We start from the raw sequence: 25,832 nt of genomic DNA, 5'->3' as shown, positions 1-25,832 counted from the left end.
GAACGGGGCATGCGCGAGCACGGCGGAAATCTCGATCAAGCCCAAGAGCGTTTTGGCGGACGCGCCGAGGACTGGATCGACCTGTCGACCGGGATCAACCGGTTGCCTTATCCCGTCGGCGAGGTGAGTGCGCGTGCGTGGAGCGCGCTGCCCTCGCGCGCCGAGATCGAGGCGCTGCATCAGGCCGCGCAGCACGCCTACCGCACCAGCGCGCCGATCGTCGCGCTCGGCGGCGCGCAGGCCGCCATTCAATTGCTGCCGCAACTCGCGCCGCCCGGCCGCGCGCGCATCCTCGCGCCGACCTATAATGAATATGTCGGCGTGCTGTCGGCCGCGGGGTGGGATGTGCATGAGGCCGGCGAGCTCGACGCGCTGGCCGGTGCGGACCTCGCCGTCGTCGTCAATCCCAACAATCCCGACGGCCGGACTCATGCGCCGAAGGATTTGCTGGCGCTGCTGCCGCGCGTCGGCCGACTCGTGGTCGACGAGAGCTTTGCCGATGCGGTTCCGCTGTCGCTTGCACCTGAGGCGGGACGACCGGGGCTGCTGGTCCTGCGCTCGTTCGGAAAGTTTTATGGCCTTGCCGGCCTGCGGCTGGGCTCTGCTCTTGGCGATGCGGCTGATGTGGCCAAGCTCGCGGCGGCTTCAGGGCCATGGCCGGTCTCAGGGGCAGCGATCGCAATCGGTTGTCGCGCGCTGCATGACGATGCCTGGGCCGAGGCCACATCCGCGCGGCTTGCGCGCGACTGCGTTCGCCTCGACGGGATGGCGCGAGCGCAAGGCTGGACATTGGTCGGCGGCACCCCGCTGTTTCGTCTCTACGAGACGCCTGACGCACGTGCTGCGCAGGAGAACCTGGCTCATGGCCATGTCTGGTCGCGCGTGTTTGCGCGAGAGCCGACATGGCTGCGGCTCGGGCTTCCCGGCAGCGAAGCCGAATGGACGCGCCTCGCCGAAGCCCTAGCGCGCTAGCGCGAGCAGGCCTGCGACGTCGAGATGTTTTTCGATGTGATCGGCCAGCGCCTCGAGCGCGCTTTCGACCCGGGCCATATAGGGCTCGTTGCCGGCGGGAATGTCGAGCTTGGCCAGATACGCCTTGCGGAAATCATCCGACGTGAACAGGCCGTGCAGATAGCTGCCCTGCACGCGGCCGTCGCGCGAGACCGCGCCTTCCGGCTCGCCGTTCAGCGTCGCGAAGGGGCGGATGCGATCCGGTCCGTCGGTGCGCCCGATGTGGATTTCGTAAGCCTCGATCGCCTGCTTCGTGGCGGCATGCACGGCCGCGACACGCGTCAGCGTCTTCTGCGGGCTCATCACCGTCCCGACATCCAGCAGCCCAAGTCCCGGCGTATCGCCCGCGGGGCCCTCGATGCCATCAGGATCAGCAACGCTGCGCCCCAGCATCTGATAGCCGCCGCAGAGGCCGAGCACGTGGCCGCCGCGGCGATGGTGCGCGAGCAGGTCGATGTCCCAACCCTGCGCGCGCAAAAAGGCGAGATCGCCGCGGGTCGATTTCGAGCCGGGGATGATGACGAGGCGCACGTCGCCGGGAATCGCTTCGCCGGGCCGCACCATTACGAGATCGACGCCAGGCTCGAGCTTCAGCGGATCGAGATCGTCGAAATTGGCGATCCGCGACAGCGCAAGACAGGCGATCTTGCATTGGCCGGGCTTGCGCGCGTCGCTCAGGCCCAGCGCGTCCTCGGCCGGCAGCTCGCCGGCGCGGGCAAACCAGGGCAGCACGCCGAAGCCGCGCCAGGCGGTCTTTTGTTCGATGAGCCTGTAGCCGTCGTCGAACAGGGTAGGATCGCCGCGGAACTTGTTGATGACGAAACCCTGGACCATCGCGGCATCGTCGGGGTCGATCACCGTCTTGATGCCGACGAGCTGCGCGATGATGCCGCCGCGGTCGATGTCGCCGATCAGCACGACCGGCACGTCGGCCTTGCGGGCAAAGCCCATATTGGCGATGTCGGACTTGCGCAAATTCACCTCGGCCGGACTGCCGGCGCCCTCGACCAGCACGAGATCGGCGCGGGCCTTCAGCCGTTCAAAACTCTCCAGCACCGCGCCCATCAGCGAGGGCTTCATTGCGGCGTAGTCGCGCGCGCGGGCGGTGGCAATGCGTTTGCCGTGGACCACGATTTGCGCGCCGACATCGGTCTCGGGCTTCAGCAGCACCGGGTTCATGTCGGTGTGCGGCTCCACGCCTGCGGCGAGCGCCTGCAATGCCTGGGCGCGGCCGATCTCGCCGCCGTCGATCGTGACGGCCGCGTTGTTCGACATGTTCTGCGGCTTGAACGGGAGCACGCGCAAGTCCCGCCGCGTGAACGCGCGCGCGAGGCCGGCGACGATGAGCGACTTGCCCACGTCTGAGCCGGCTCCCTGGATCATCAGCGCGCGTGCCATCGTCGTTCAGAACTCGACGCCGGCCTGCGCCTTGATGCCGGAGCGGAAGGGATGCTTGACCAGCGTCATCTCGGTGACGAGGTCGGCGATCTCGATCAGCTCGTCCTTGGCGTTGCGCCCGGTGAGCACGACGTGCGTCATCGGCGGCTTCGAGGTGGTCAGGAAGTCGACGACCTCGGCGATGTCGAGATAATCGTAGCGCAGCGCGATGTTGATCTCGTCGAGCACGACCATGCGCAGGTTCTCATCGAGGATCAGCTCCTTGGCCTTCTCCCAGCCGGCGCGCGCCGCGGCGATGTCGCGGGCGCGGTCCTGCGTCTCCCAGGTGAAGCCTTCGCCCATCGCATGGAACTGGCAGAGTTCGCCGAAATGACCGGTGAGCAGGCGGCGCTCGCCGGTGTCCCAGGCGCCCTTGATGAATTGCACCACCGCGCAGGGGAAGCCATGGGCGACGCAGCGCACGATCATGCCGAAGGCGGAGGAGGACTTGCCCTTGCCGGCGCCGGTATGGACGATGATGAGGCCTTTTTCGCCGCTCTTGGTCGCCATGATCTTGTCGCGGGCGGCTTTCTTCTTCGCCATTTTCTGGGCGTGCCGGGCGTCGGTTTCCTCAGGTGTTTGGGTGTCCGGTTCAGGCGTCATTGGATCCGGTCCTTCGGCTTGACAAGAGGCGGCCACCGGCAAATGGTGGCCCGGCGTTGGTTCCTGTCCTATGACAGGCGAAGAGGGAATGCGATAGGGTCCGAATCGGCAAGATTTGGGTCCAAAATGCAGCCGCCCCCGCGACCGTGACCGGAGAGATGCCCGAAGCCACTGATTCCCCAGGGAATCGGGAAGGCGGGGATCGAAGGGCCTAGACCCTGCTCCGCAAGCCGGGAGACCTGCCAGCGCGGACGAGTTTTGGACCGGCGGACGGGGTGTTCCGCGACGGGGAAACGGGCCTTCTGACGAATGGTCCGTGTGCCTCATCGCCTCCCGCTGTTATCTGGAAGAGGCGATGACCGTCACACTTCACGTCTGCATCACCTGCCGTGCCGGCCAGACGCTTGGCGAGGGCGAGACCACGCCCGGCAAGCGCCTGCACGGTGCGATCCTCGAGGCCGGCGTGCCCGACGGCGTCAATGTGGTTCCCGTCGAATGCCTGTCGGCCTGCAGCCAGGGCTGCTCGGTGGCGCTGAGCGCACCCGGCCGCTGGTCCTATGTTTATGGCCGCCTGTCGGATGCGAATGCGCAGGACGTTGTCGCAGGCGCTGCGGCCTATGCGGCCGCGCCGGACGGGCTCGTGCCCTGGCGCAGCCGCCCCGAAATCTTCCGCAAGCAGTCGCTTGCCCGCATTCCCCCCATTGCAATCGTGCCGGAGGCCGCCGAATGAGCTCGCTCGCAAAAGTCCCGGTCACGGTGGTCACCGGTTTCCTCGGCTCCGGCAAGACAACGCTGATCCAGCATCTTCTCGCAAATCCCAACGGCAAGAGGCTCGCCGTGCTCGTCAACGAGTTCGGCAGCGAGGGCGTCGACGGCGAGATCCTGAAGTCCTGCGCCGATGCGAACTGCCCGGAAGAGAACATCGTCGAGCTTGCCAATGGCTGCATCTGCTGCACCGTCGCCGACGATTTCATTCCGACCATGGAGAAATTGCTGGCGCGGCCGGTGCGGCCCGATCACATCCTGATCGAGACCTCGGGCCTGGCGCTGCCGAAGCCGCTGCTGAAGGCGTTCGACTGGCCACAGATCCGCTCGCGCATCACGGTCGACGGCGTGATCGCACTCGCCGACGCCGAGGCCGTGGCGGCGGGCCGCTTCGCGCCCGATCCTGACGCCGTCGAGGCGCAGCGCGCGGCCGACGCCAATCTCGACCACGAGACGCCGCTGTCGGAAGTGTTCGAGGACCAGATCGCCTGCGCCGACATCGTGCTGCTGACCAAGGCCGATCTCGCGGGCGCCGCCGGCATCGAAGCCGCCAGGGCGGCCATCACCGCCGAGATGCCGCGCCGCGTGCCGATGCTGCCCGTCACCGACGGCGCGATCGACGCCCGCGTCATCCTCGGCCTCGGCGCGGCCGCCGAGAACGATCTCGCCGCGCGCCCCTCGCATCATGACGGCGAGGAGGAGCACGAGCACGACGATTTCGCTTCCGTCGTGATCGACCTTCCGGAAGTCGCCGACATCGATGCGCTCGTTGCCTCCGTGCAGCGCCTGGCGCGCGAGCAGAACGTGCTGCGTGCCAAGGGCTATATCGCGGTCGCGGGCAAGCCGATGCGTCTCTTGCTTCAGGCCGTGGGCGAGCGCGTGCGCCACCAGTTCGACAAGCCCTGGGACGCAGGTCTCAGGCAGTCCAAGCTCGTCGTGATCGGCGAGCACGGCGATATCGATGAGGCCGCGATCAGGTCAGGACTTGGTATCTGATGCACGTCGTTTTCCGCGAGAGCCGCGGTCTGGAGGAGACCGCGACACCCAGAGACATCGGCCAGGACCCGGCCGATCTCGTGGTGCTCTCGTATTCGGATTCCGACCTTGCCGCGTTCGCAGCCGGCTGGCGGCGTGGCCGCAGCAGCCTGCCATCATTGCGGCTCGCCAATCTCGCCGAGCTGCGCCATCCGCTCTCGGTCGACACCTATATCGAGAAGACGCTGTCGCAGGCGCGGGGCATTCTGGTGCGGCTGATCGGCGGCGAATCCTATTGGCAATACGGGCTCGCTGCGCTCCAACAGCTCGCGAAGGACCGCAACATCGTGCTCGCCGTGCTGCCGGCCGACGGTCGCGATGACACGCGGCTCGATTCATATTCGACCTTGCCGGTCTCGACGCTGCGACGGCTCAAGGTGCTCTGCGACACCGGCGGTCCGGTCGCCGCGCAGGCGGCGATCGCGCAGCTCGCGCTGGCCTCGGGGCTTTATGCCGGGCCCGTCACCGGCGAGATGACCGTGCCGGAGATGGGCTTCTACGATCCCTCGCGCGGCGTCATTGCTGCGCCGGCCTCGAGTGAGGACAGGCCGCTCGCGCTGGTGACATTCTATCGCTCGTACCTTACGGCCGCAGATGCAGGCCCGGTCGATGCCCTGATCGCCGCGCTGCGCGAGAAGGGCTTTGACGCATATGGCGCGTTCGTCACCTCTTTGAAGGCCCCGGGCGTTGCCGATTGGTTGCGCGCGCATCTCGCGCAAAATCCTCCGGCCGCGATCGTCAACGCGACGGCGTTCTCGGCCATCGGCGAGGACGGCACGACGCCGTTCGATGCCGCATCCTGTCCGGTGTTCCAGGTCGCGCTCTCGACGGCGCGGCGCGAAGACTGGGCAGAGTCGCTGCGAGGTCTCTCGCCCGGCGATCTCGCGATGCATGTGGTGCTGCCCGAGGTCGATGGCCGGCTGTTCACGGGTGTCGTGAGCTTCAAGTCGGCAGGGATGCGCGATCCCGATCTGCAATTCGCCCATCTGGCGCACGGGCCCGACGAGGAGCGCGTCAAGGCCGTCGCCGCGCGCGTTGCGGCCTGGCGGCGACTTGCACAGAAGCCCGCCGCCGAGAAACGGGTGGCGATCGTGCTCTCGAACTATCCGGGTCGGCCGCACCAGATCGCGCATGCGGTCGGGCTCGATGCGCTGGCTTCGGTGGAAGCACTGGTGTCAGATCTCGCCGAGGCCGGCTTCGATGCCGCGCCGGTCCACAGGCTCGGCGAGACGCTGCTGAAGCAAAACTTGTCCTGGAGGGTGGCCGATTATCGCGCGGCCCTCTCGCGCCTGCCGCAATCCCTGCAAGACGATCTCGCGCAGGCCTGGGGCGCGCCTGAGGATGATCCCAGCTGCAACGGCGGTGCGTTTCAATTCGCGGCCATCGCAAGCGGCCACTCCATCATCGCGGTGCAGCCGGAGCGGGGCGATGCGGTCACGCGCGATGCCGATTATCATGATCTCGCCCGCACGCCGCGCCACGCTTATGTCGCGTTCTATCTCTGGCTCCGCGCGCAGGAGATCGATGCCGTCGTGCATATGGGCGCGCATGGCACGCTGGAATGGCTGCCCGGAAAATCCGTCGCGCTGTCGTCCGCGTGCTGGCCGGAAGCGCTGATCGGCGATCTGCCCGTCATCTATCCCTTCATCGTCAACGATCCCGGTGAAGCCGCGCAGGCCAAGCGCCGTATCGGCGCGGTCACCATCGGCCATCTGCCGCCGCCGCTCGCGCAATCTGCGGTGCCGGAGGGGTTGCGCCGGCTCGAACGTCTGCTCGACGAATATTCGACCGCCGATGGTCTCGATCCCGCGCGCCGCCAGCGGCTGATCGCGGCGATCCGCGACGAGGCACGCGCGGCCGGTCTCGAAGACGATCTCGGCCTCGATGCCTCGGCCGCGCCAGCTGAAGCTATTCCGCGGATCGATCGCTTCGTCTGCGATCTCAAGGAAAGCCAGTTCGGCGACGGCCTCCATGTGTTCGGCCGCGGCGCCTGCGGCGACGCCGAGCGCGATGCGCTGCGTTCCGCACTTGGCGGCAAGCGCGTCGCACCCGGGCCGTCGGGCTCGCCCTATCGCGGCCGCCAGGACGTGCTGCCGACCGGGCGCAATCTCTTTGCCGTCGACCCGCGCGCGGTGCCGACGCCGTCGGCGCATGCGCAGGGGATAAAACTCGCGGAGGAACTGCTGCGCCGTCACCTGCAGGATCACGGCGACTGGCCGAAGGGCCTCGTCGTCGATCTCTGGGGCTCGGCGACTATGCGCACGGCGGGCGAGGAATTTGCGATGGCGCTGCATCTGGCCGGCCTCGCGCCGCGCTGGGATCACGCCTCCGGCCGCGTCACCGGCTATGACATCATCGCCCCGGCCGAGCTCGGCCGCCCCCGCATCGACGTCACGTTGCGGGTCTCGGGCCTGTTCCGCGACGTTTTTTCGGGCCTCGCGCAATTGTTCGAGGCCGCCTGCGAGGCGCTCGCCGCGCGCGAGGACGAGGGCGAGGAGAATCCGTATCGCCACCGGACCTCCCGTGTGTTCGCGCCGCGTCCCGGCCAATATGGTGTCGGCCTCTTGGCGATCCCCGATGCGTTCACGCCGGAGACACGCGAGGCCGCCGGCGAAGCCTGGCTGTCGGCCTCGTCCTGGGCATTCTCGGCCGATGGCGAGATGCAGCACGATCGCGCTGGGATCGAAGCGCGGCTTGCCTCTGCCGACGCCTTCGTCCACGTCCAGGATTTGCCGGAAACCGACCTGCTGCTCGCCGCCGACTATGCCGCGCATGAAGCCGGCATTGCGGCCGCCGCAGCGCATCTCGGCGCGGCAGGGCCGGCGCTCTATCACCTCGACACGACACGTCCCGAACAGCCGTATGCGCGTACGCTGACTGAGGAGATTTCCCGCGTCGTCCGGGCGCGCGCCGCCAATCCGGCCTGGATCGCCGGCATGATGCGCCATGGTTTCCGCGGCGCCGCCGAGATCGCCGCGACGCTGGAGCACATGGCCGCGTTCGCCCATCTTGCCGGCGCCGTGCCGCCACATCTGTTTGATCTCTACTACGATGCGACGCTCGGCAATGACGATATCCGGGCTTTCATGGCGCGCGAAAATCCGTCGGCGCTCGCCGCGATGCAGACCTGCTTTGCGCGCCTGCATGATGCGGCGCTGTGGCAGACGCGCCGCAACTCGATCGCCGCGGCACTGCGGGAGGCCTCATGAGCGCTTCCGCGGTCAAGGGCTGGTGTCCCGGCGCGCTACGCCCGATGCTGTCGGGCGATGGGCTCGTGGTGCGGGTGCGCCCGTTCGGCGGGCGCCTCGAACCCCCACAGATCACCGGGCTTGCCGAGCTCGCCGGGCAACACGGCAATGGCCTGATCGACGTCACGAGCCGCGCCAATCTCCAGATCAGAGGCGTCAGCGAGCAAGGCCATCGGCCGCTGCTCGACGGCCTCGCGCAACTGGCGCTGCTCGACCCCGACGCCGAGATCGAAGCTCGGCGCAACATTCTGGTGACGCCGTTCTGGGACGGCGGCGACGAAACGCAGTCGCTCGCTGCCGAACTGGAGGAGGCGCTCGCCGATAGCGGCCTCGCTCTTCCGACCAAGTTCGGGTTCGCCATCGATGACGGAAGGTCACGGGTGCTCGCCGGCGATTCCGCCGACATCCGCATCGAGCGCGATCGCTCGGGCCGTCTCCTGGTGCGGGCCGATGGTGCGAGGCTCGGCCGCTCCGTCGCACGCGGACAGGCCGTGAGCACGGCGCTGGCGCTCGCAAGCTGGTTCCTGGTCTCCGGCGGCGCGAGGAGCGGGCGAGGGCGGATGGCGGCCCACATCGCGTCCGATGTGGCATTGCCTCAATCGCTGCGCGGCGAGACCGAGCCTGCGCCCGTGATGGCCGCCTCGCGGCCCGGGCACTATCCGCAAGGCGCGATGGTCGGCGTTGCGTTCGGGCAGATGCTGCACACGACGCTGCATCAGTTCGCCGGTTGCGGACACGCGCTACGCATGACGCCCTGGCGGATGCTGCTGAGCGAAGGCAAGCGCGAGATGCCGAGCGCGCCGGGGCTCATCACCGAGCCGTTCGATCCTGCGTTGCGCGTCATCGCCTGCAGCGGTGCGCCGCGCTGCCGCGAAGCCCACGCCGATACGCGCGCGCTGGCCGCGGCGCTCGCGCCGCGCATCGCCGCCGATGCGCGGCTGCACGTCTCGGGCTGCGGCAAAGGCTGTGCCCATTCCGGCACGGCCGCAGTCACACTGGTTGCGACGCGTGCCGGCTTTGATCTCGTTCGCGACGGCTCGACGCGCGATGAGCCGGTGCTGCGTGGCCTCAACGGCGCCGACATCGTCAGCGACCCCTCCATCCTGGTGGGAGGGAACTGATGCCGCACACCTACGAGACCGACGGCGCGGCGATCTACCGGCAGTCCTTCGCCACGATCCGGGCCGAGGCCGATCTTGCCCGCTTCACGCCGGACGAGGAGCAGGTGGTGGTGCGGATGATCCACGCCGCCGGCATGGTCGGGCTGGAGTCGCATATCCGCTTCACGCCAGGCATGGCGATAGCCGCGCGCGCGGCCTTGCAGAAGGGGGCGCCGATCCTGTGCGACGCGCGCATGGTCTCCGAAGGGATCACGCGCGCGAGGCTGCCCGCGGCCAACGCCGTCATCTGCACCCTTGGCGACGAGACCGTGCCCGCGCTCGCGCAATCGATGCGCAACACCCGGTCGGCCGCGGCGCTCGAGCTGTGGCGGCCGCATCTCGCCGGTGCGATCGTTGCGATCGGCAATGCGCCGACGGCGCTGTTTCATCTGCTCAACATGCTGGAGGATCGTGACTGCCCGCGGCCCGCCGCGATCATCGGTTGCCCTGTCGGCTTCGTCGGTGCGGCCGAATCCAAGGCGGCGCTGATGGCCGATCCGCCGGCGCCGGCGTTGACCGTCGCGGGCCGCCTTGGCGGTTCCGCAATCACGGTCGCGGCCGTGAACGCCCTGGCGAGCCGGAGCGAATAGCGATGGGACGCATCATCTGTTGCGGTCTCGGCCCCGGCGATCCTGATCTGATGAGCGTGCGCGCCGATCGCACCGTGCGCGGTGCCAGCCACGTCGCCTATTTCCGCAAGAAGGGCAGGTCGGGCCAGGCGCGGCGTATCGTCGAGGGCATGCTGGCAGCCGGCGTCACCGAGTATCCGATGGAGTATCCGGTCACGACCGAGATCGCATTCGACAGTCCGGAATACATGCACTTGCTCGCCGGTTTCTACGATGAATGGGCCGAGCGCTTGGCGCGGCTCGCGCGCGCGGTCGATGTCGTCGTGCTCTGCGAGGGCGATCCCTACTTCTACGGCTCCTTCATGCATCTCCATACGCGCCTGCAAGGCCGCGTCGAGATTGAGGTGATCGCGGGCATTCCTGGCATGGTCGGCTGCTGGAACGGCGTCGGACAGCCGATCGCGCTCGGCGACGACGTGACGACCGTGCTGATGGGGACGCTGGCTGAAAGCGAGCTCGAGCGGCGCATGCGCGATTCCGATGCGCTCGTCGTCATGAAGACCGGCCGCAATCTCGCAAAGGTGCGCCGCGCGCTCAGCTCAGCAGGCCGGCTGGACGACGCCTGGCTGGTCGAGCGCGGCACCATGCCGGGCGAGCGCGTGGTGCGGCTCGCCGAGATCGACGCCGCCGACTGTCCCTATTTCGCGATCGTGCTGGTTCACGGCAAGGGCCGGCATCTGGACGCCGCCGAATGACGGGCACGCTGACCATCGCGGGCCTTGGTCCCGGCAGCGATGCGCTGGTGACGCCCGAGGTCACGGCCGCGCTTGCATCCGCGACCGACATTCTGGGCTACGCGCCCTATGTCGCGCGCGTGCCGCGGCGAGCCGGTCTCACCCTGCATCCTTCGGATAACCGCGAGGAGCTGCAGCGCGCCCGCGAGGCATTGCGGCTTGCGTTCGAAGGCGGGCAGGTGGTCGTCGTGTCCTCCGGCGATCCCGGCGTGTTCGCGATGGCCTCCGCCGTGTTCGAGGCGCTCGAACAGGCGCCGCACTATCAGGCGCTTCCGATCCGCGTGCTGCCCGGCATCACCGCGATGCTGGCGGCTGCCGCCCGAGCCGGCGCCCCGCTCGGCCATGATTTCTGCGCCATCAACCTTTCCGACAATCTCAAGCCCTGGGCCGTGATCGAGAAGCGCTTGCGTCTCGCGGCCGAAGCCGATTTCGCGATCGCGATGTACAATCCGCGCTCGGCGAGCCGGCCGGAAGGATTTGGCCGCGCGCTTGCGGTGCTGAAGGACGCGCGCTGTGGCGAGCGCCTCGTGATCTTCGCGCGCGCGATCAGCGCGGCTGATGAGAAGATCGAGATCGTGACGCTGAATGAAGCGACGCCAGAAATGGCCGACATGCGCACGCTGGTGATCGTCGGCAATTCGCAGACACGCCGGGTCGGCCGCTGGGTCTATGCGCCGAGGCGGGTCGAATGACCGAGCCATTGCATCACATCAGTAACGCTCTCGACCCGCCGCCGCTCGGGCAGCGCCGGTCGCGAGATCATGATTACGGGCAGGCCGAGCCTCCGGGCCGCGTCGATCTTGGCGCGCGCGCCATCGCCGCCGGAATTGCGGGCGACGATCCAGGCGATGCCGCGCCTGCGCATCATCTCGAGCTCGCTATCAAGCGTGAACGGTCCGCGCGATACGATCACGTCGGCCGCAAAGGGCAGGGGCGCTTCGGGCGGATCGACGAAGCGCAGCGTGTAGGTGTGCTGCGGCTTGGTCGCAAACGGCGCGATATGCTGACGGCCGATGGCGAGGAACACGCTTGCTGGCGCCTCGGTCAGCGCAGCGGCCGCGGTGTTGACATCGGCGACGTCGATCCAATTGTCGCCGGAGGCCCTCGTCCAGGGCGCGCGCTCCAGCGCGATCAGCGGCGTGGCGGTTTCCGCGCACGCTTCGACCGCATGACGGCTCATCTCGGCTGCGAACGGATGCGTCGCGTCGATCACCTGGGTGATCCCCTCGCGACCGATGTAGTCCGCAAGCCCGCTCACGCCGCCGAAGCCGCCGATGCGGGTCGGCAGCGGCTGGTCGGCGGGCGTGCGGGTGCGGCCGCCATAGGAATAAACGGCATCAAGCCCGGCGCGCGCGATCTCCGCGGCGAGCAGGCTCGCGTCGGCCGTTCCGCCCAGTATGAGGGCGCGCATCGTGTCTGATCCCTGGCTGACCATCATCGGTATCGGCGAAGATGGCCTTGCCGGCCTGTCCGAGGCAAGCCGAAAGGCGCTCGATGGGGCCGAAACTGTGTTCGGCGGTGAGCGGCACCTTGCGCTTGCCGGCGTCGGCAGTCGTGGCCGACCGTGGCCGGCGCCCTTCGACGCCGCTGTCGTTCTGAGCTGTCGCGGCCGGCCGACGGTGGTGCTCGCCTCCGGCGATCCGTTCTGGCACGGCGCCGGCGCCGTCCTCGCCGAGATGCTCGGCGGCGGCGAGTGGATCGCGCATCCGGCACCGTCGACCTTCTCGCTCGCGGCCGCGCGGTTGGGCTGGCGGCTGGAGACCACGACATGCATCGGCCTTCATGCCGCGCCGTTCGAGCGCCTGATACCGCATCTGGTGCGAGATGCGCGCATCATCTGCCTGATGCGTGACGCAAGAGCGGTCGGCGATCTCGTGAAATGGCTGACGGAACGCGGATGGGGCGCCTCATTGTTGTGGACGCTCGAGGCGCTTGGCGGGCCGCGAGAATACATTGACCAGCATCGCGTCGACCTCTTTGCCGAGGAGGTCGCCGCAAATCTGGTCGCGGTGGCGGTTTGGGCGAGGGGAACGCAGGGCATTCCCCGCAGCTCGGGCTTGCCAGACGATCTGTTCGTTCACGACGGCCAGATCACCAAGCGGCCGGTGCGCGCGCTGGCGCTCTCGGCGCTGGCGCCGCGTCCGGGCGAGCGACTGTGGGACGTCGGCGCCGGCTCGGGGTCGATCTCGGTCGAGTGGGCGCTGTGCGGGGGGACGGCGACCGCCGTCGAGCCGCGCGAGGATCGCGTCGCGAACATTCGCAAGAATGCAGCCGCGTTCGGACTGGCGCATCGGGTTGCTGCCGTCACCGGGAAGGCGCCGGAAGCTCTTGCCGGGCTAGACGCGCCGCTAGACGCGCCGGATGCCGTCTTCATTGGCGGCGGTCTCGACAGCGCGATGTTCGATGCGATCTGGTCGCGCCTCGCACCTGGAGCGCGGCTCGTTGCACATTCGGTCACGCTGGAAACGGAAGCGCTGCTTGGCGATCTGCAGCAGCGCCACGGCGGCGAGCTGATGCGGGTCGAGATCGCGCATGCGGGCCCGCTCGGCCGCTATCGTTCCTGGGAGGCGGCACGGCCGGTGGTGCAGTGGAGCGCGGTCCGATGAAGGTGGCCGGGCTTGGATTCAGAAAGGACGTCACGCTGGCTTCGCTGCGTGAGGCGCTGCTGGCAGCCGGAGGACCCGCAGGTCTTGCTGCGGTGGCGACCGTCAGCGACAAGGCCGATACAGAATCGCTGAAGCAGCTCGCGCGTGAGTGCGGTGTGCCGATCAGGCCTATTCCGGCCGAGACGCTGGCTGGCATTGACACGCTCACGCAATCGGAGCTCGTCGCGGAGAAGTTCGGCACGGGATCGGTTGCGGAAGCCGCGGCCCTCGCGGCGGCTGGCCCTCGGGCGCGGCTGATTGCGACGCGCGTAATCTCGCGAGATCGCACCGCAACCGCCGCAATCGCGGAAGGAGACGGGGCATGACGGTGCATTTCATCGGCGCAGGGCCGGGCGCACCTGATTTGCTGACATTGCGCGGACGCGATCTGATCGCCGCGTGCCCGGTCTGTCTCTATGCCGGCTCCCTGATCCCTGATGGCGTACTGGCGCATTGCCCGCCTGGCGCGCGCATCGTCAATACGGCGCCGCTGTCGCTCGACGAGATCATCGTGGAGATTGCCGCCGCGCATGCGGACGGCAAGGATGTCGCGCGGCTGCATTCCGGCGATCTCTCGATCTGGTCGGCGATGGGCGAGCAGCTCCGCCGCCTGCGCGCGCTCGGCATTCCCTATACGGTCACGCCAGGTGTGCCGTCCTTTTCCGCCGCTGCGGCCGCGCTGGAGGCCGAGCTGACGCTGCCGGGGCTTGCCCAGACGGTGGTGCTGACGCGTACGCCGGGCCGCGCTAGCGCAATGCCTGATGGCGAGAAGCTGGCCGCGTTCGCCGCGACCGGCGCGGTGCTCGCGATCCATCTGTCGATCCACCTGCTCGACAAGGTCGTGGCCGAGCTCACGCCGCATTATGGCGGGGACTGCCCGGTCGCCATCGTCTGGCGCGCGAGCTGGCCGGACCAGCGTATCGTGCGCGCGACGCTGGCCACGCTCGATGCTGCCGTCGGCACGGAGATGGAGCGCACTGCGCTGATCCTGGTCGGCGAGACGCTTGGCGCTGCGGATTTCGACGAGAGCCGTCTCTACGCTGCCGACTACGACCGCCGCTATCGGCCTGTTGGCGCCGAGCCGCGCTTTCCGGAGGCGTCGTGATGGCGGCAGGCCTCGTCATCTCCGCACCGGCCTCCGGCGTCGGCAAGACCACGCTGACGCTGGCGCTGGCGCGGGCCTGGCGCCATCGCGGCTTGAACGTGCAGTGCTTCAAGAGCGGGCCGGATTACATCGATCCCGCCTTTCACGCCGCCGCCACGGGACGCGCCTCCGTCAACGTCGACAGCTGGGCGATGGACCGCGGGACGATCCTGCATCTGGTCAGCCGCGGCAGGGATGCCGATATCGTGCTCGCCGAGGGCTCGATGGGCCTGTTCGACGGCGTCGCCGCGCGCGGCGTCTGCGGCACCGGTGCCACCGCCGACATCGCGGAGATGCTCGGCTGGCCGGTGCTGCTGGTGATCGATCCCTCGGGCCAGGCGCAGACCGCCGCCGCAATCGCCGCGGGCCTGCGCGATTATCGCCCCGGCGTCAGACTTGCGGGCGTCGTGCTCAATCGCGTCGCCAGCCCGCGCCACGAAGACCTGGTGCGGCGTGCGCTTGTTGATGCCGGCATCGCTGTGTTCGGCGCGCTGCCGCGCCATGCCGAGATCAGCCTGCCGAAGCGGCATCTCGGTCTGGTGCAGGCCGAAGAGCAGGCCGAGATCGGCAAGCTGGTCGACGAGGCCGCGCGCTTCGTCGCCGAGCATGTCGATCTCGATGCGGTGCTGCGCTCCGCAGCCGGATGGTCGCCGCAACCGGCGGCGAGCGGCCTGAACGTGGTGCCGCCGGGGCAGCGCATTGCGCTGGCGCGCGATGCGGCGTTCTCCTTCATCTATCCGCATATGCTGGAAGCCTGGCGCGCGGCGGGCGCCGAGATCTTGCCGTTCTCGCCGCTGGCCGATGAAACGCCTCATGCGAGCGCCGATGTGTGCTGGTTGCCCGGGGGCTATCCCGAGCTTCATGCCGGCAGGATCGCGTCCAATGCCCGGTTTCGCGACGGCCTGCGCGCCTTCGCGGAAACGCGGCCGGTGCATGGCGAATGCGGGGGCTATATGGTGCTGGGAACCGCTTTGATCGATGCGGACGGGATCCGCCATGAGATGACAGGCCTGCTTGGCCTCGAGACGAGCTTTGCCAAACGCCGCATGCATCTGGGCTATCGCCTCGCGGCGCTCGCCGCGCCGATGCCGGGCCATCGTTCCGGCGCGCGTCTGCGCGGTCACGAGTTTCACTATTCGACCATTGTTGCCCAGCCTGACACGCCGCTGGCGGTCGTGCATGATGCAACGGGCGCGGTCATCGCCGAGACCGGCTCGCAGCGCGGCTACGTCAGCGGCACCTTCTTTCATCTGATCGCGGAGGACCGGTGAGCGGGTTCGTTTCCTTCATCTCCGCCGGACCCGGCGACCCCGAGCTGCTTACGCTCAAGGGCGCCGCGCGGCTGCGCGAGGCCGACGTCGTGCTCTATGACGATCTCGCCTCGGGCGCGATCCTCGATCTCGCCCGGCCGGGCGCCAATCTCGTCGCGGTCGGCAAGCGCGCAGGGCGGCCCTCGACCAAGCAGCATCACGTCAACCGTCTCCTGGTCGACTATGCCGCAACCGGCGCGCGCGTGGTGCGGCTCAAGTCCGGCGATGCCGGCATTTTCGGCCGGCTCGAGGAGGAGATCGAGACGTTGCGCGGGGCCGGCATCGGCTATGAGATCGTTCCCGGCGTCACCTCGGCTTGCGTCGCCGCCGCGCAGGCCGGCATTCCCCTGACCCGGCGCCACACCTCGCGCCGGGTGCAGTTCATCACCGGCGCCGACGTCACCGGCGAGCTGCCGCCGAATCTGAACTGGGCGGCGCTGGCCGATCCCGAGGCGACGACCGTGGTCTATATGGGCCGGCGCACCTTTCCGGCGCTTGCCGCAAAATTGATCGCGCACGGCCTCGCCGCGGAGACCCCGGCGCTGTTCGCCGAATCCCTCGGCCGATCCGACGAGCGGCTGGTTCGCACCACGATTGCCGAGCTTGCCGAGCAGCTTGCCCGCGGCGGCGCCGCTTCCACCGCCGCCGTGATCCTGTTCGGCGCGCTGGCGGGGGATTATCCGTCATGATTGTCTCGGCCGCGCCTCGCCCCTTGACGCAGGCTCGGCGAAAGGGGCACACAGGAGAGGCAAGGTGCTCAACGCGGCGCAAAGCGCCGGAGCATAATCGGGAATGGAGATGGGCGGACCAAGTTGCGGCGCCCAAAACCCCAGCCGCCCCCGCGACTGTAAGCGGTGAGGGGCTCCGATCAGCCACTGGGCCGCAAGGTCCGGGAAGGCCGGAGAACCCAGTGAACCGCGAGCCAGGAGACCGGCCCTGCACGTTTTGAGGCCAAGGCCGTCGGGTGTGACGGCAGGAAGGATCTGAGCCATGCATATCGAACCCGGGGTAGTGACGGGCGCCAAGCTCGTGTTGAGTTACGCAACCGGCATCGCCGCAGGCGGCGTTGCCTTGAAGCTCGCAGCCGAGACCGTGCGCGAGCAGGGCATCGGCTCGTTCGCGGCGCGGACGCTCGCCACCACCGCTCTCGTCTTCGTCTTCTTCGAGATCCTGCCGCACTTCCCGGTCGGCGTCTCCGAGGTGCACTTCATCCTCGGCTCGACCTTGTTCCTGCTGTTCGGTGCTGCGCCCGCGGCCTTCGGCCTGGCGTTCGGCCTGCTGCTTCAGGGCGTGTTGCTCGAGCCGGTCGACCTGCCGCAATACGGCATGAACGTCACGACGCTGCTGGTGCCGCTGTTCGCGATCCAGGCGATCGCCACGCGGATCATTCCGCGCAACACGGCCTATGTCGACCTGAAGTATCGGCAGGCGTTGGCGCTGTCGACGACCTATCAGGCCGGCGTGATCGCCTGGGTGGCGTTCTGGGCGCTCTATGGCTCCGGCTTTGCGATGAGCAACCTCGCCAGCATCGCGACGTTTGCGGCTTCCTACGCGCTGGTGATCGTGATCGAGCCGCTCGCCGATCTCGCCGTGCTGGCGCTGGCGAAGTCGCTGCGCGGCGTCACCGCGCCCGGCCTCGTCACCCCGCGCCTGCACAACGCAGCTTAAGCGAGACAGGGGGCGGCCGTCATGGCCGCCCCCACGCGCGATGCTCACGCTTTCCCTGATCGGCATCGGTTGCGGCGATCCTGGCCAGCTCACGCGCGCCGCCGTTCAAGCCATCAACGCCGCCGACCTCGTGCTGATCCCGCGCAAGGGAACGGCGAAGTCCGATCTCGCCGATCTCAGGCGGACGATCTGCGCGGATGTGCTCACCAGCGACACGACTGCCATCGCCGAGTTCGATCTTCCGGTGCGCGATGCCGCCGAGGCGGATTACCGCAAGGGCGTGGACGATTGGCACGATGCGGTCGCCGCGACCTGGTCGCGGACGATTGCAGATCATCTCGGAAGCAAGGGCAAGGTCGCGCTGCTGATCTGGGGCGATCCTTCGCTGTACGATTCCTCGCTGCGCATTGCGCGGCGGCTCGATCCCTTGCCCAAGATCGAGGTCGTGCCCGGCATCACGTCGATCCAGGCGCTGTGTGCGGCCCATGCGCTGCCGCTGAACGATATCGGCGAGCCGTTTCTGGTCACGACGGGGCGGCGCTTGCGCGAAGGCGGCTGGCCGCAAGGCATCGACACCGTGGTGGTGATGCTCGACGGCGGCACGGCATTCGAATCGCTCGATCCGGCAGGGATTCACATCTACTGGGGTGCCTATCTCGGCATGCCCGATCAAATCATCATGTCCGGCGCCCTCGCCGAAACCGGCCCGGGCATCGTCGCGGCACGGCAGGAAGCGCGCGCGCGGCATGGCTGGATCATGGATAGCTATATTCTCAAGCGCAGGCGTTAAGCGAGGCAGCATGCTCCCCGAATGGGTCACCCGGAACTGCCCCGCGATCTCCGCGATCCATCGCGATGCGGCGATCGCGCGGCAGGGGCAGCTGACGAAGCCGACCGGCGCGCTCGGCCGGCTCGAGCAGCTCGCGATCGAGCTCGCAGGTCTGCAGGCAACCGAGCAGCCGCGCGCGGCGCGCGTGCCGATCATCGTCTTCGCCGGCGACCACGGCATCGTCGCGCAAGGCGTCTCGGCCTATCCGCAAGAAGTGACCATCGCGATGATGGCGAATTTTGCCTCCGGCGGTGCCGCGATCTCGGTGCTGGCGCGCGAGCTTGGCTCCAGCCTGGAGGTGGTCGACGCCGGCACGCTGGCGCAACAGGAGATGGCGGGGATCGTCACCGACAAGCCGCGCCACGGCACCCGCGATTTCAGCGTGGAGGCTGCGCTCACACCGGCCGAGCTGGCGTTTGCCTTCGAGGCCGGCCAGCGCGCGGTTGCGCGCGCGGAGGCCAACCAGCCCGACCTCCTGATCTTCGGCGAAATGGGCATCGGCAACACCACGACGTCGGCAGCGATTGCGGCGAGCCTGCTCGGCATCAGCGCCGAGGAGATTGCGGGCAGCGGCACCGGCGTCGACGCGGCCGGCCGGGCACACAAGGCCCGCGTGATCGATGTCGCGATTGCACGTCACGGCGTTGTGGGCGCGGCGCCTGAGAAGATCCTGTGTGCCGTCGGGGGGCTGGAAATTGCTGCGATCTCGGGCGCGATCATCGCCGCCGCGCAGCGCCGCGTCCCGGTGCTGATCGACGGCTTCATCGTGTCGGTCGCAGCGCTCGCAGCGGTGCGGCTGAACCCGTCATGTCAGCCCTATCTGCTGCCGTCGCATCAATCGGCCGAGCAGGGCCATCGCCTGGTGCTGCGCGCCCTGAACGCGCAGCCGCTGATCAGCCTCGATCTCAGGCTCGGTGAGGGATCGGGCGCCGCCATCGCGCTGCCGCTGGTGCGCGTCGCCTGCGCGCTTCACAACGGCATGGCGACCTTTGCAGAGGCCAACGTGCCCGATCGGCCTAGCTGATCCGCTGGTTGACCGAGACGACGCGCCAGCCGGCCGCGAGGCGATCGATCCGGGTCAGCGACAGCGGCTCGATCACGAAGCGCAAGGCGGCTTGTGGCGTGAGATCGAGCGCGATGCACAGCGCGGCGCGGATGGTGCCGGAATGCACGGTGAGCGTGGCTGGTCCCGCACCGATCCGCGACAGACCGAGCCTGACGCGCGCGACCTGATCCGCAAAGCTTTCGCCGCCCGGCGGCCGTCCGCCGGCCGGATCGTTCCAGAACTGCGCATAGGCCTCGCCGCCGGCGGCAGCGAGCGCGTCGTGCCGATGGCCGGTCCAGTCGCCGAAATCCTGCTCGCGGAATTCGCTGACCTGCTCCGGTTCGAGGCCCAGCGCTTGCGCGGTCTCGACCGTGCGCCGCGACGGGCTGGCGTAGCTCGCAGCGTCCCGCGGCAGGCGCTGCCGCAGCACCTCCAGTTGCGCGCGATCGCGGAGGTCGGCCGGCGCATCGGCGGCATGGATCGTCCCTTTGACGCCATCGACCGGCGCATGCCGTATCAGCCAGAGGAAGGTCTCGCCTTCCATGCTCATCTCCAAGGAAGTTGGTCGCTGTGGCAATAACGCCGCAACTGGCACATTGACTCTGTTGTGACGGTAATCCTAGATGCTCGCGACGGTTTCCCCGAGAGGGGATGAAAAGGGAATGCGGTGCGGGGACGTTGTCCCCAATGCCGTGGCTGCCCCCGCAACTGTGAGCGGATAATCCTTCGTCAGAAGCCACTGGGTCCTCGGTCCCGGGAAGGCGACGAAGTGGTGATGACCCGCGAGCCAGGAGACCTGCCGTCAGCCGTGGTCACACGCGAAGATGTCGGTCGGGGAGTACAGACATTCGGCTTCATTGGGCGGCCGCAAGGCCAAAAGGTGAGACCTCGTTCGCTGTGACGTGCCACTGACGTCATACCGAGGTTTCCAGCCGTGTCTTCCATCCGCATCTTCCGACCGCGCCATTTCCTGCTTGCTTCGGCGGCTCTCACGTCCTTTGCAGCGCTCGATCTGCCCGCCGCACAGGCGCAGCAGGCTCGCGAACCGCTGCCGCCGGTCGAAGTGTCGCCCGCCCAATCCCGCAAGCCAGCCAGATCAGCCGGCCGGGAGGCGCAAGGCCCACGCCGCGCGGCAACGCGCAGGTCTGCCGCCGCATCCGCAGCGCCCAAGCCCGTCGCACCGGTTGCGACGGTGCAGACGCCGCTCAACTCCAATGCCGTGGCCGAAAGCGCCTCGCGGCTCGGCCTGACGGTGCGCGAGATGCCCGCGACCGTCGAGGTGATCTCGGCCGAGACCATGCGCGAGCAGGGCTATCGCACCGTCTCCGACGTGGCCCAGGGCGCGGTCGGCGTCACCTCCGGCGACAATCCGGCCGAGCCGTCCGCCTTCTCGATGCGCGGCTTCACTAACAGCCAGATCAACACGCTCTATAACGGCATCAAGATCGGCCCGCAGAACATGACCTCGCGGATCATGGACACCACCAATCTGGAAGCCGTGGAATTCTTGAAAGGCCCGGCCTCGCTGATCTCGGGCGAGGGGGCCGCGGGCGGTGCGATCAATTTGGTCACCAGGCAGCCGCACACGGGACCGATCCGGAACGAGGCCGATTTCTCTTGGGATTCCCTGAACTCGTTCCGCGCGCATTACGGCTCGGGCGGCAGCACCAACGTGCAAGGCCTCGACTACCGCTTCGACGTCAGCCGCTCCGCGCTCAACGGCTTTGCCGACGACACCAACACCAAGATGCTGGATGTGTCCGGCCAGCTCAACTACCGCATCTCCGACAGCCTCAAGGTCTGGGGCGCGATCGAATATCGCGAAGACCGCTCGAAGGCCTATTGGGGCGCGCCGCTGGTGCCGATCGCCTTCAGCGGCTCGCATGCGACGAGCGGGATCGTTTCGGGCAATTACGTCTCGAACTACAACAAGACCGACCTCGGCGCCGTCACCATCGACGACCGGACCTTCAACACCAATTATAACGTCCTCGACAATCGCAACGTCGCGCAGGAAGTCTGGTTGCGCGGTGGCTTCGAACTGAAGCTCGCGCCCGATCTCACGCTGAAAAGTCAGGCCTATGGCTATGGCGCCGAGCGCACGTGGTTCAATAACGAGATCGAGGCGTTCAACTCGACCACGAACCTGGTCGATCGCGAACGCTTCTATGTCGCGCACAGCCAGCGTCTCGTCGGCAACATCACCGACCTGATCTGGGACACGAACATCGCAGGTTTCGACAATCGGCTGGTCACGACGTTGTCCTCGAGCTATCTCGATTTCGTCAGGCCGGGCGCGGCCAATTTCCCTGGCGATTCCGTTTCGCTGGTCGATCCCAACCGCGGCTTCTACGGCCTTCTCACGACGCAGCAACAGACTGCGCGTATCGACAACGAAGCCCTCTCGTTCGAGGACCGGCTGAAGCTGACCCGGACCTTCGCGCTGATCGGAGGCATCCGCGTCGAGCATATCGGACTTGATCGCAACTCGACCGACAAGAGCGGCTTGGCGAAAGCAGGCTTCCCGTACACGAAGGACTGGGCGCCTGTGACGGGGCGCATCGGCTACACTTGGGAGGCCGTGCCCGGCCTGACCTTCTTCAGCCAGTACGCGACCGGCGCGGATGTGTCGGCCAACAACATCTTCCTGCTCACGCCGACCCAGCCGCTGGACCTCACCACCGCACGCACCTACGAGACCGGCGTCAAGCATCTGTTCTGGGACAACAGGGCGGAGTGGTCGTTCTCGGCTTACGACATCGTGCGCAAGAACGTCTATGCCGCGGCCGGCGGGCAGGCGCTCAACATCGCCGGGCGGCAGGAGTCCAAGGGCGTCGAGCTTGCGGCGTCGTTGCGTCCGATCGAGCCGCTGCGGCTCTGGGGCAACATCGCCTATGTCGATGCGCGCTATGCCGATTACAATTTCGTTGGCGGCTCGTTCACCGGCAACACGCCGCCGAACGTCCCGCGCATCGTCGCCAATGCCGGCGCGTCCTGGCGCTTCTTCACGCCCTGGCCGGTGGAGCTCGGCATCACCGGCCGCCATGTCGGCGACCGCTACAACACCGATGCCAATGTCGTGACGATGAAAGCCTACACGGTGGCCGACGTCTACGCCTTCGTCGACATCCCCAAGACGGTGTTCAACGCAGTCGACCAGGCCCGCCTGACCTTCCGCGTCCGCAACATCACCGACAAGCGCTATGCGATCTGGGGCGATCCGTTCTATCCGGACCAGATCCTGCTCGGCGCGCCGCGGACTTACGAGCTCTCGGCGGCGTTCAAATGGTAGGACGCTGACCGCATGCTGGGCGCGGTCGTCCTGTTGCATCGCTGGCTCGGGGTCGCATTCTGCGTGCTGTTCGCGATGTGGTTCGCGACCGGCATCGTGATGCACTTCGTTCCGTTTCCGTCGCTGACGGAAGCGGAGCGCTTTGCCGGCCTCGCGCCGGTGGAGCATGCGGAGACGAGGATCTCGGTCGCCGACGCGGTCGCCGCGAGCGGGGTCATCGATGCCACCCGCGTGCGTTTGGTCCAGCGGATCGGCGGATCAGTCTATATCGTGTCGGGAGCATCGCGCGTCCGTGCGGTCCGTGCCGCCGACGGGCAGGACGCAGCTTTGATGTCTGCCGATCTCGCGCTCGCCATCGCGCAAGATCACGCCCGCCGCCGCGGGCTCGATGCCGCGCGGGCCGGGAACGTCGCGCTGGAAGACTACGATCAATGGAGCGTGCCGAACGGCTTTGACCGCCATCGGCCCTTGTTTCGCATCGCCCTCGGCGACGCCGCTGGAACGGAGATCTATCTGTCGTCGCGCAGCGGCGAGGTCGTCCTCGATACGACGCGAGGCGAGCGCGGCTGGAATTGGGCCGGCAGTGTGCTGCACTGGATCTATCCCACGGTCCTGCGGAGCAACTGGTTGCTGTGGGATCGCCTCGTCTGGACGCTGTCGCTGCTGGCCTTGCTCGCGGCTTCGCTGGGCGCGCTGCTCGGGATGGTGCGGATCAGCATGCGAGATCGCCGGATCTCGACGCCCTACCGCGGCTGGCATGCGCTGCATCACCTCGTTGGCCTCGCGGCAACGGTGTTCGTGCTGACCTGGATTTTCAGCGGCTGGCTTTCGATGGATCACGGCCGGCTGTTCTCGCGCGGGGAGCTGAGCCCCACCGAAGCCGGCGTGATGAACGCCGCAGCGGACTGGAAGGCGGCTCCGTCATTCGATCGACAGCCGACAGCGGCGCCGGTCCGCGAGGTTGAATGGTTTGCCTTCGGCGGTCATGTCTATCGCCGCGATCGCTCCGCCCTCGGCGTCCAGACCTTGGCCATGGCAGGGGATGCGTCCCGTGCGGAATTTCTGACCGCGCGCGACGTCGAAGCGCTCGCGGTGCGGCTCGCCGCTGGATGCGGCACGCCGTCAATTTTGGCCGGAAACGACGACTATCCCGCGCATTCCGCCGTCCCCGGAGCACCCGTCTACCGCGCGCGCTGCGGCGATCTCTGGTTCGACATCGACGGTGCCGGCGGCCAGGTGCTGCAACGGCTGGATGACTCGCGGCGCGCCTATCGCTGGTTCTACAGCGCGCTGCACACGCTCGATTTTCCGGTCCTCATGGCGCATCCACGATTGCGCGATATCGTGATTGTCGGGCTCTGTGCGCTGGGCTTCGTGTTCTCCATGACCGGTGTGGTCATCGGCTGGCGCCGCTTGCGGCTCTCTCTGATGGTCTGACCAGGCGAATCAGCCGCGATCTCGGCGCGCTGCACACGTTCTGCGACCGCACCCTCGTGGATCGCAACGTTGGCGACAACTCTTTGAGGCCCCGGGCGGCTCAAAATCGCGATGAGATCCTGCTGGCGAAGGGCCGGTTAGTGGCATACCATTTGCAAGCGAATGGGCTCTGGTTTCAACTGCTCTTGGCCAACGATTGGCCGGCATCACGGCATTACTTGGAGGACTTCATGGATCGCAGGACCGTATTGAAGGGACTGGCTGGCGCGGGTGGTTTGGCATTGACCGGCCTCGCGGCCCCGGCGATCGCACAAGGCGCATCGGCCCGCACCCTGCGCTTCGTGCCCCAGGCCAATCTCGCCAATTTCGATCCGATCTGGGGCACGCAATATGTCGTGCGCAACGCCGCCGCGATGGTCTGGGACACGCTCTACGGCATCGATTCCTCGCTGCAGCCGCAGCGTCAGATGGTCGAGTCCGAGGAAGTGACGGACGACGGCACCACCTGGACGTTCAAATTGCGGCCGGGCCTCAAGTTCCATGACGGCGAGCCGGTGCTGAGCAAGGACGTCGTTGCGAGCCTGTCGCGCTGGTCGGCGCGCGACCCCATGGGATTGATGATCAAGGCGCTCCAGCAGGAGCTCACTGCCGTCGACGACCGCACCTTCAAATGGGTGCTCAAGCAGCCCTTCCCGAAGATGCTTTACGCGCTGGCCAAGAACAACTCGCCGTGCAGCTTCATCATGCCGGAGCGAATCGCGCAGACCGATCCGTTCAAGCAGATCACCGAATATGTCGGCTCGGGGCCAATGAAGTTCGCCAAGGGCGAGTGGGTTCCCGGCGCAAAGGCGGTGTTCGAGAAGTTTGCGGACTACGTGCCGCGGCAGGAGAAGGCCTCCTGGCTCGCCGGCGGCAAGCAGATGCAGCTCGACCGCATCGAATGGATCGTGATGCCGGATCCGGCCACGGCAGCCGCAGCGTTGCAGAACGGCGAGGTCGACTGGTGGGAAAACCCGATTGCGGACCTCGTTCCGGTGCTGAAGAAGAACAAGAACATCAGCGTCGACATCGGCGATCCGCTCGGCAATATCGGCTCGTTCCGCATGAACCATCTGTTCGCGCCCTTCAACGACGTGCGGGCGCGGCGCGCGGTGCTGATGGCGCTCAGCCAGGAAGACTACATGCGCGCGATCGTCGGCGACGACAACGCGCTCTGGAAGCCGCTGCCCGGCTTCTTCACGCCGGGCACGCCGCTCTATAGCGAGGTGGGCGGCGAGATCCTGAAGGGCAAGCGCGATCTCGATGCGGCCAAGAAACTGCTCGCCGAGAGCGGCTATTCCGGGCAGCCAGTGACGTGCATCGTGGCGCAGGACCAGCCGATCACCAAGGCGCTGGGCGACGTCACCGCCGACCTGCTGAAGAGGCTCGGCATGAATGTCGACTTCGTCGCTACCGATTGGGGCACGGTCGGCTCGCGCCGCGCGCAGAAGACCCCGCCGGGGCAGGGCGGCTGGAACATGTTCCACACCTGGCACGCGGGCGCCGACTGCATCAATCCGGCACCGTACACCGCCATTCGCGCCAACGGCGACAAGGCCTGGTTCGGCTGGCCGAACAGCCCCGGCACGGAGAAGGAGGTCGCGTCCTGGTTCGAGGCCAAGAACCTCGACGAGGAGAAGGCCGCCATCGGCCGCCTCAACAAGGCGGCGCTCGATGACGTCGTCTACGCGCCGACGGGCTTCTTCCTGAGCTACACTGCGTGGCGCAAGAACGTCTCCGGCATCACCAAGGGGCCGCTGCCGTTCTTCTGGGGCGTCTCCAAGTCTGCATGATCGTGCGC

23 protein-coding genes and 3 riboswitches are annotated in these 25,832 nt (G+C 67.7%); of the genes, 19 read left to right on the top strand and 4 right to left on the bottom strand.

From position 1 onward, the window contains the following. The first annotated feature begins 9 nt into the window (after positions 1 to 9). Positions 10 to 972 (top strand): threonine-phosphate decarboxylase CobD, encoded by a 963-nt coding sequence (gene cobD, locus D6B98_RS05815; RefSeq protein ID WP_164718425.1) that lies wholly within the window; start codon positions 10 to 12, stop codon positions 970 to 972. Here cobD and D6B98_RS05810 read toward each other — a convergent pair. Beyond that, positions 961 to 2,409, bottom strand: a complete 1,449-nt coding sequence (locus tag D6B98_RS05810) for a cobyric acid synthase (protein WP_126255988.1) — start codon at positions 2,407 to 2,409, stop codon at positions 961 to 963. The genes cobD and D6B98_RS05810 overlap by 12 nt on opposite strands. A gap of 6 nt (positions 2,410 to 2,415) precedes the next feature. Next, positions 2,416 to 3,051 carry a cob(I)yrinic acid a,c-diamide adenosyltransferase gene (gene cobO, locus D6B98_RS05805; RefSeq protein WP_126255987.1) on the bottom strand — a complete coding sequence of 212 codons (636 nt, stop codon included), beginning with the start codon at positions 3,049 to 3,051 and terminating at the stop codon, positions 2,416 to 2,418. Between the two features lie 40 nt (positions 3,052 to 3,091). Continuing rightward, a riboswitch (cobalamin riboswitch) is annotated at positions 3,092 to 3,312 on the top strand. Positions 3,313 to 3,406: 94 nt separating this feature from the next. On the opposite strand from cobO, the gene D6B98_RS05800 reads away from it, so the two are divergent. The 7 genes from D6B98_RS05800 to cobJ are packed head-to-tail and all read left to right on the top strand — an operon-like array spanning position 3,407 to position 11,314. After that, positions 3,407 to 3,781, top strand: coding sequence for a DUF1636 family protein (locus D6B98_RS05800; RefSeq protein WP_126255986.1), 375 nt, complete (start codon positions 3,407 to 3,409; stop codon positions 3,779 to 3,781). Beyond that, positions 3,778 to 4,812 (top strand): cobalamin biosynthesis protein CobW, encoded by a 1,035-nt coding sequence (gene cobW / locus D6B98_RS05795; protein WP_126255985.1) that lies wholly within the window; start codon positions 3,778 to 3,780, stop codon positions 4,810 to 4,812. Before D6B98_RS05800 ends, cobW begins: the two co-directional genes overlap by 4 nt. After that, the gene (gene cobN / locus D6B98_RS05790; RefSeq protein ID WP_126255984.1) at positions 4,812 to 8,060 is read left to right on the top strand and encodes a cobaltochelatase subunit CobN; all 3,249 of its coding nucleotides are present in this window, start codon (positions 4,812 to 4,814) and stop codon (positions 8,058 to 8,060) included. The genes cobW and cobN overlap by 1 nt, the downstream gene beginning before the upstream one ends. Beyond that, positions 8,057 to 9,220, top strand: coding sequence for a precorrin-3B synthase (cobG, locus tag D6B98_RS05785; protein WP_126255983.1), 1,164 nt, complete (start codon positions 8,057 to 8,059; stop codon positions 9,218 to 9,220). The genes cobN and cobG overlap by 4 nt, the downstream gene beginning before the upstream one ends. After that, positions 9,220 to 9,849 carry a precorrin-8X methylmutase gene (locus tag D6B98_RS05780; protein ID WP_126255982.1) on the top strand — a complete coding sequence of 210 codons (630 nt, stop codon included), beginning with the start codon at positions 9,220 to 9,222 and terminating at the stop codon, positions 9,847 to 9,849. Before cobG ends, D6B98_RS05780 begins: the two co-directional genes overlap by 1 nt. 2 nt (positions 9,850 to 9,851) lie before the next feature. Beyond that, the gene (locus D6B98_RS05775) at positions 9,852 to 10,583 is read left to right on the top strand and encodes a precorrin-2 C(20)-methyltransferase (RefSeq protein WP_126255981.1); all 732 of its coding nucleotides are present in this window, start codon (positions 9,852 to 9,854) and stop codon (positions 10,581 to 10,583) included. Continuing rightward, positions 10,580 to 11,314, top strand: coding sequence for a precorrin-3B C(17)-methyltransferase (gene cobJ, locus D6B98_RS05770; RefSeq protein WP_126255980.1), 735 nt, complete (start codon positions 10,580 to 10,582; stop codon positions 11,312 to 11,314). Before D6B98_RS05775 ends, cobJ begins: the two co-directional genes overlap by 4 nt. Here cobJ and D6B98_RS05765 read toward each other — a convergent pair. Continuing rightward, a complete protein-coding gene (locus D6B98_RS05765; protein WP_126255979.1) occupies positions 11,290 to 12,033 on the bottom strand; it encodes a cobalt-precorrin-6A reductase in 744 nt (247 codons plus the stop codon). The two genes, cobJ and D6B98_RS05765, sit on opposite strands and share 25 nt — an antisense overlap. Before the next feature lies 1 nt (position 12,034). Between D6B98_RS05765 and cbiE the strand changes: the two genes are divergently transcribed. The 8 genes from cbiE (at position 12,035) to cobT (ending at position 19,242) form a co-directional block, all read left to right on the top strand. Beyond that, positions 12,035 to 13,228: a precorrin-6y C5,15-methyltransferase (decarboxylating) subunit CbiE gene (gene cbiE / locus D6B98_RS05760; protein WP_126255978.1), complete on the top strand. Its 1,194-nt coding sequence runs from the start codon at positions 12,035 to 12,037 to the stop codon at positions 13,226 to 13,228. Next, the gene (locus D6B98_RS05755) at positions 13,225 to 13,593 is read left to right on the top strand and encodes a cobalamin biosynthesis protein (RefSeq protein ID WP_164718424.1); all 369 of its coding nucleotides are present in this window, start codon (positions 13,225 to 13,227) and stop codon (positions 13,591 to 13,593) included. Before cbiE ends, D6B98_RS05755 begins: the two co-directional genes overlap by 4 nt. Further along, positions 13,590 to 14,372: a precorrin-4 C(11)-methyltransferase gene (gene cobM, locus D6B98_RS05750; RefSeq protein ID WP_126255976.1), complete on the top strand. Its 783-nt coding sequence runs from the start codon at positions 13,590 to 13,592 to the stop codon at positions 14,370 to 14,372. The genes D6B98_RS05755 and cobM overlap by 4 nt, the downstream gene beginning before the upstream one ends. Beyond that, complete coding sequence (locus D6B98_RS05745; RefSeq protein WP_126255975.1) at positions 14,372 to 15,682, top strand: cobyrinic acid a,c-diamide synthase CobB; 1,311 nt, start codon at positions 14,372 to 14,374, stop codon at positions 15,680 to 15,682. Before cobM ends, D6B98_RS05745 begins: the two co-directional genes overlap by 1 nt. Next, positions 15,679 to 16,410, top strand: a complete 732-nt coding sequence (gene cobA, locus D6B98_RS05740; protein ID WP_126255974.1) for a uroporphyrinogen-III C-methyltransferase — start codon at positions 15,679 to 15,681, stop codon at positions 16,408 to 16,410. The genes D6B98_RS05745 and cobA overlap by 4 nt, the downstream gene beginning before the upstream one ends. Before the next feature lie 45 nt (positions 16,411 to 16,455). Next, positions 16,456 to 16,674, top strand: a riboswitch (cobalamin riboswitch). 37 nt (positions 16,675 to 16,711) lie between these two features. Beyond that, positions 16,712 to 17,389: an energy-coupling factor ABC transporter permease gene (locus tag D6B98_RS05735; RefSeq protein ID WP_126255973.1), complete on the top strand. Its 678-nt coding sequence runs from the start codon at positions 16,712 to 16,714 to the stop codon at positions 17,387 to 17,389. A 40-nt stretch (positions 17,390 to 17,429) separates the two neighbouring features. Further along, positions 17,430 to 18,179, top strand: coding sequence for a precorrin-6A synthase (deacetylating) (gene cobF / locus D6B98_RS05730; protein WP_126255972.1), 750 nt, complete (start codon positions 17,430 to 17,432; stop codon positions 18,177 to 18,179). A 10-nt stretch (positions 18,180 to 18,189) separates the two neighbouring features. Beyond that, entirely contained in the window at positions 18,190 to 19,242 is a 1,053-nt protein-coding gene (cobT, locus tag D6B98_RS05725) for a nicotinate-nucleotide--dimethylbenzimidazole phosphoribosyltransferase (RefSeq protein WP_126255971.1), read from the top strand. Here cobT and D6B98_RS05720 read toward each other — a convergent pair. Continuing rightward, entirely contained in the window at positions 19,235 to 19,807 is a 573-nt protein-coding gene (locus D6B98_RS05720; protein ID WP_164718423.1) for a histidine phosphatase family protein, read from the bottom strand. The genes cobT and D6B98_RS05720 overlap by 8 nt on opposite strands. Positions 19,808 to 19,879: 72 nt before the next feature. Continuing rightward, a riboswitch (cobalamin riboswitch) is annotated at positions 19,880 to 20,081 on the top strand. Positions 20,082 to 20,197: 116 nt separating this feature from the next. Here D6B98_RS05720 and D6B98_RS39725 point away from each other — a divergent pair. The 3 genes from D6B98_RS39725 to D6B98_RS05700 all read left to right on the top strand — a co-directional run bounded on the left by D6B98_RS39725 (position 20,198) and on the right by D6B98_RS05700 (position 25,824). Continuing rightward, positions 20,198 to 22,555, top strand: a complete 2,358-nt coding sequence (locus D6B98_RS39725; protein WP_164718422.1) for a TonB-dependent receptor — start codon at positions 20,198 to 20,200, stop codon at positions 22,553 to 22,555. A 12-nt stretch (positions 22,556 to 22,567) separates the two neighbouring features. Next, entirely contained in the window at positions 22,568 to 23,992 is a 1,425-nt protein-coding gene (locus D6B98_RS05705) for a PepSY domain-containing protein (RefSeq protein WP_126255968.1), read from the top strand. Positions 23,993 to 24,222: 230 nt separating this feature from the next. After that, complete coding sequence (locus tag D6B98_RS05700) at positions 24,223 to 25,824, top strand: ABC transporter substrate-binding protein (protein WP_126255967.1); 1,602 nt, start codon at positions 24,223 to 24,225, stop codon at positions 25,822 to 25,824. Positions 25,825 to 25,832: the final 8 nt, after the last annotated feature.

The sequence above is a fragment of the Bradyrhizobium sp. LVM 105 genome (assembly GCF_003957705.1).
In the GTDB taxonomy this organism is placed as follows: domain Bacteria; phylum Pseudomonadota; class Alphaproteobacteria; order Rhizobiales; family Xanthobacteraceae; genus Bradyrhizobium; species Bradyrhizobium frederickii.
This window is presented reverse-complemented; position numbering and strand designations above follow the sequence as displayed.

Coding starts and splice junctions, on each gene's coding strand:
- cobD (WP_164718425.1), top strand. CDS start 10: ATGCGCGAGCACGGCGGAAATCTCGATCAAGCCCAAGAGCGTTTTGGC.
- D6B98_RS05810 (WP_126255988.1), bottom strand. CDS start 2,409: ATGGCACGCGCGCTGATGATCCAGGGAGCCGGCTCAGACGTGGGCAAG.
- cobO (WP_126255987.1), bottom strand. CDS start 3,051: ATGACGCCTGAACCGGACACCCAAACACCTGAGGAAACCGACGCCCGG.
- D6B98_RS05800 (WP_126255986.1), top strand. CDS start 3,407: ATGACCGTCACACTTCACGTCTGCATCACCTGCCGTGCCGGCCAGACG.
- cobW (WP_126255985.1), top strand. CDS start 3,778: ATGAGCTCGCTCGCAAAAGTCCCGGTCACGGTGGTCACCGGTTTCCTC.
- cobN (WP_126255984.1), top strand. CDS start 4,812: ATGCACGTCGTTTTCCGCGAGAGCCGCGGTCTGGAGGAGACCGCGACA.
- cobG (WP_126255983.1), top strand. CDS start 8,057: ATGAGCGCTTCCGCGGTCAAGGGCTGGTGTCCCGGCGCGCTACGCCCG.
- D6B98_RS05780 (WP_126255982.1), top strand. CDS start 9,220: ATGCCGCACACCTACGAGACCGACGGCGCGGCGATCTACCGGCAGTCC.
- D6B98_RS05775 (WP_126255981.1), top strand. CDS start 9,852: ATGGGACGCATCATCTGTTGCGGTCTCGGCCCCGGCGATCCTGATCTG.
- cobJ (WP_126255980.1), top strand. CDS start 10,580: ATGACGGGCACGCTGACCATCGCGGGCCTTGGTCCCGGCAGCGATGCG.
- D6B98_RS05765 (WP_126255979.1), bottom strand. CDS start 12,033: ATGCGCGCCCTCATACTGGGCGGAACGGCCGACGCGAGCCTGCTCGCC.
- D6B98_RS05755 (WP_164718424.1), top strand. CDS start 13,225: ATGAAGGTGGCCGGGCTTGGATTCAGAAAGGACGTCACGCTGGCTTCG.
- cobM (WP_126255976.1), top strand. CDS start 13,590: ATGACGGTGCATTTCATCGGCGCAGGGCCGGGCGCACCTGATTTGCTG.
- D6B98_RS05745 (WP_126255975.1), top strand. CDS start 14,372: ATGGCGGCAGGCCTCGTCATCTCCGCACCGGCCTCCGGCGTCGGCAAG.
- D6B98_RS05735 (WP_126255973.1), top strand. CDS start 16,712: ATGCATATCGAACCCGGGGTAGTGACGGGCGCCAAGCTCGTGTTGAGT.
- cobF (WP_126255972.1), top strand. CDS start 17,430: ATGCTCACGCTTTCCCTGATCGGCATCGGTTGCGGCGATCCTGGCCAG.
- cobT (WP_126255971.1), top strand. CDS start 18,190: ATGCTCCCCGAATGGGTCACCCGGAACTGCCCCGCGATCTCCGCGATC.
- D6B98_RS05720 (WP_164718423.1), bottom strand. CDS start 19,807: ATGGAAGGCGAGACCTTCCTCTGGCTGATACGGCATGCGCCGGTCGAT.
- D6B98_RS05705 (WP_126255968.1), top strand. CDS start 22,568: ATGCTGGGCGCGGTCGTCCTGTTGCATCGCTGGCTCGGGGTCGCATTC.
- D6B98_RS05700 (WP_126255967.1), top strand. CDS start 24,223: ATGGATCGCAGGACCGTATTGAAGGGACTGGCTGGCGCGGGTGGTTTG.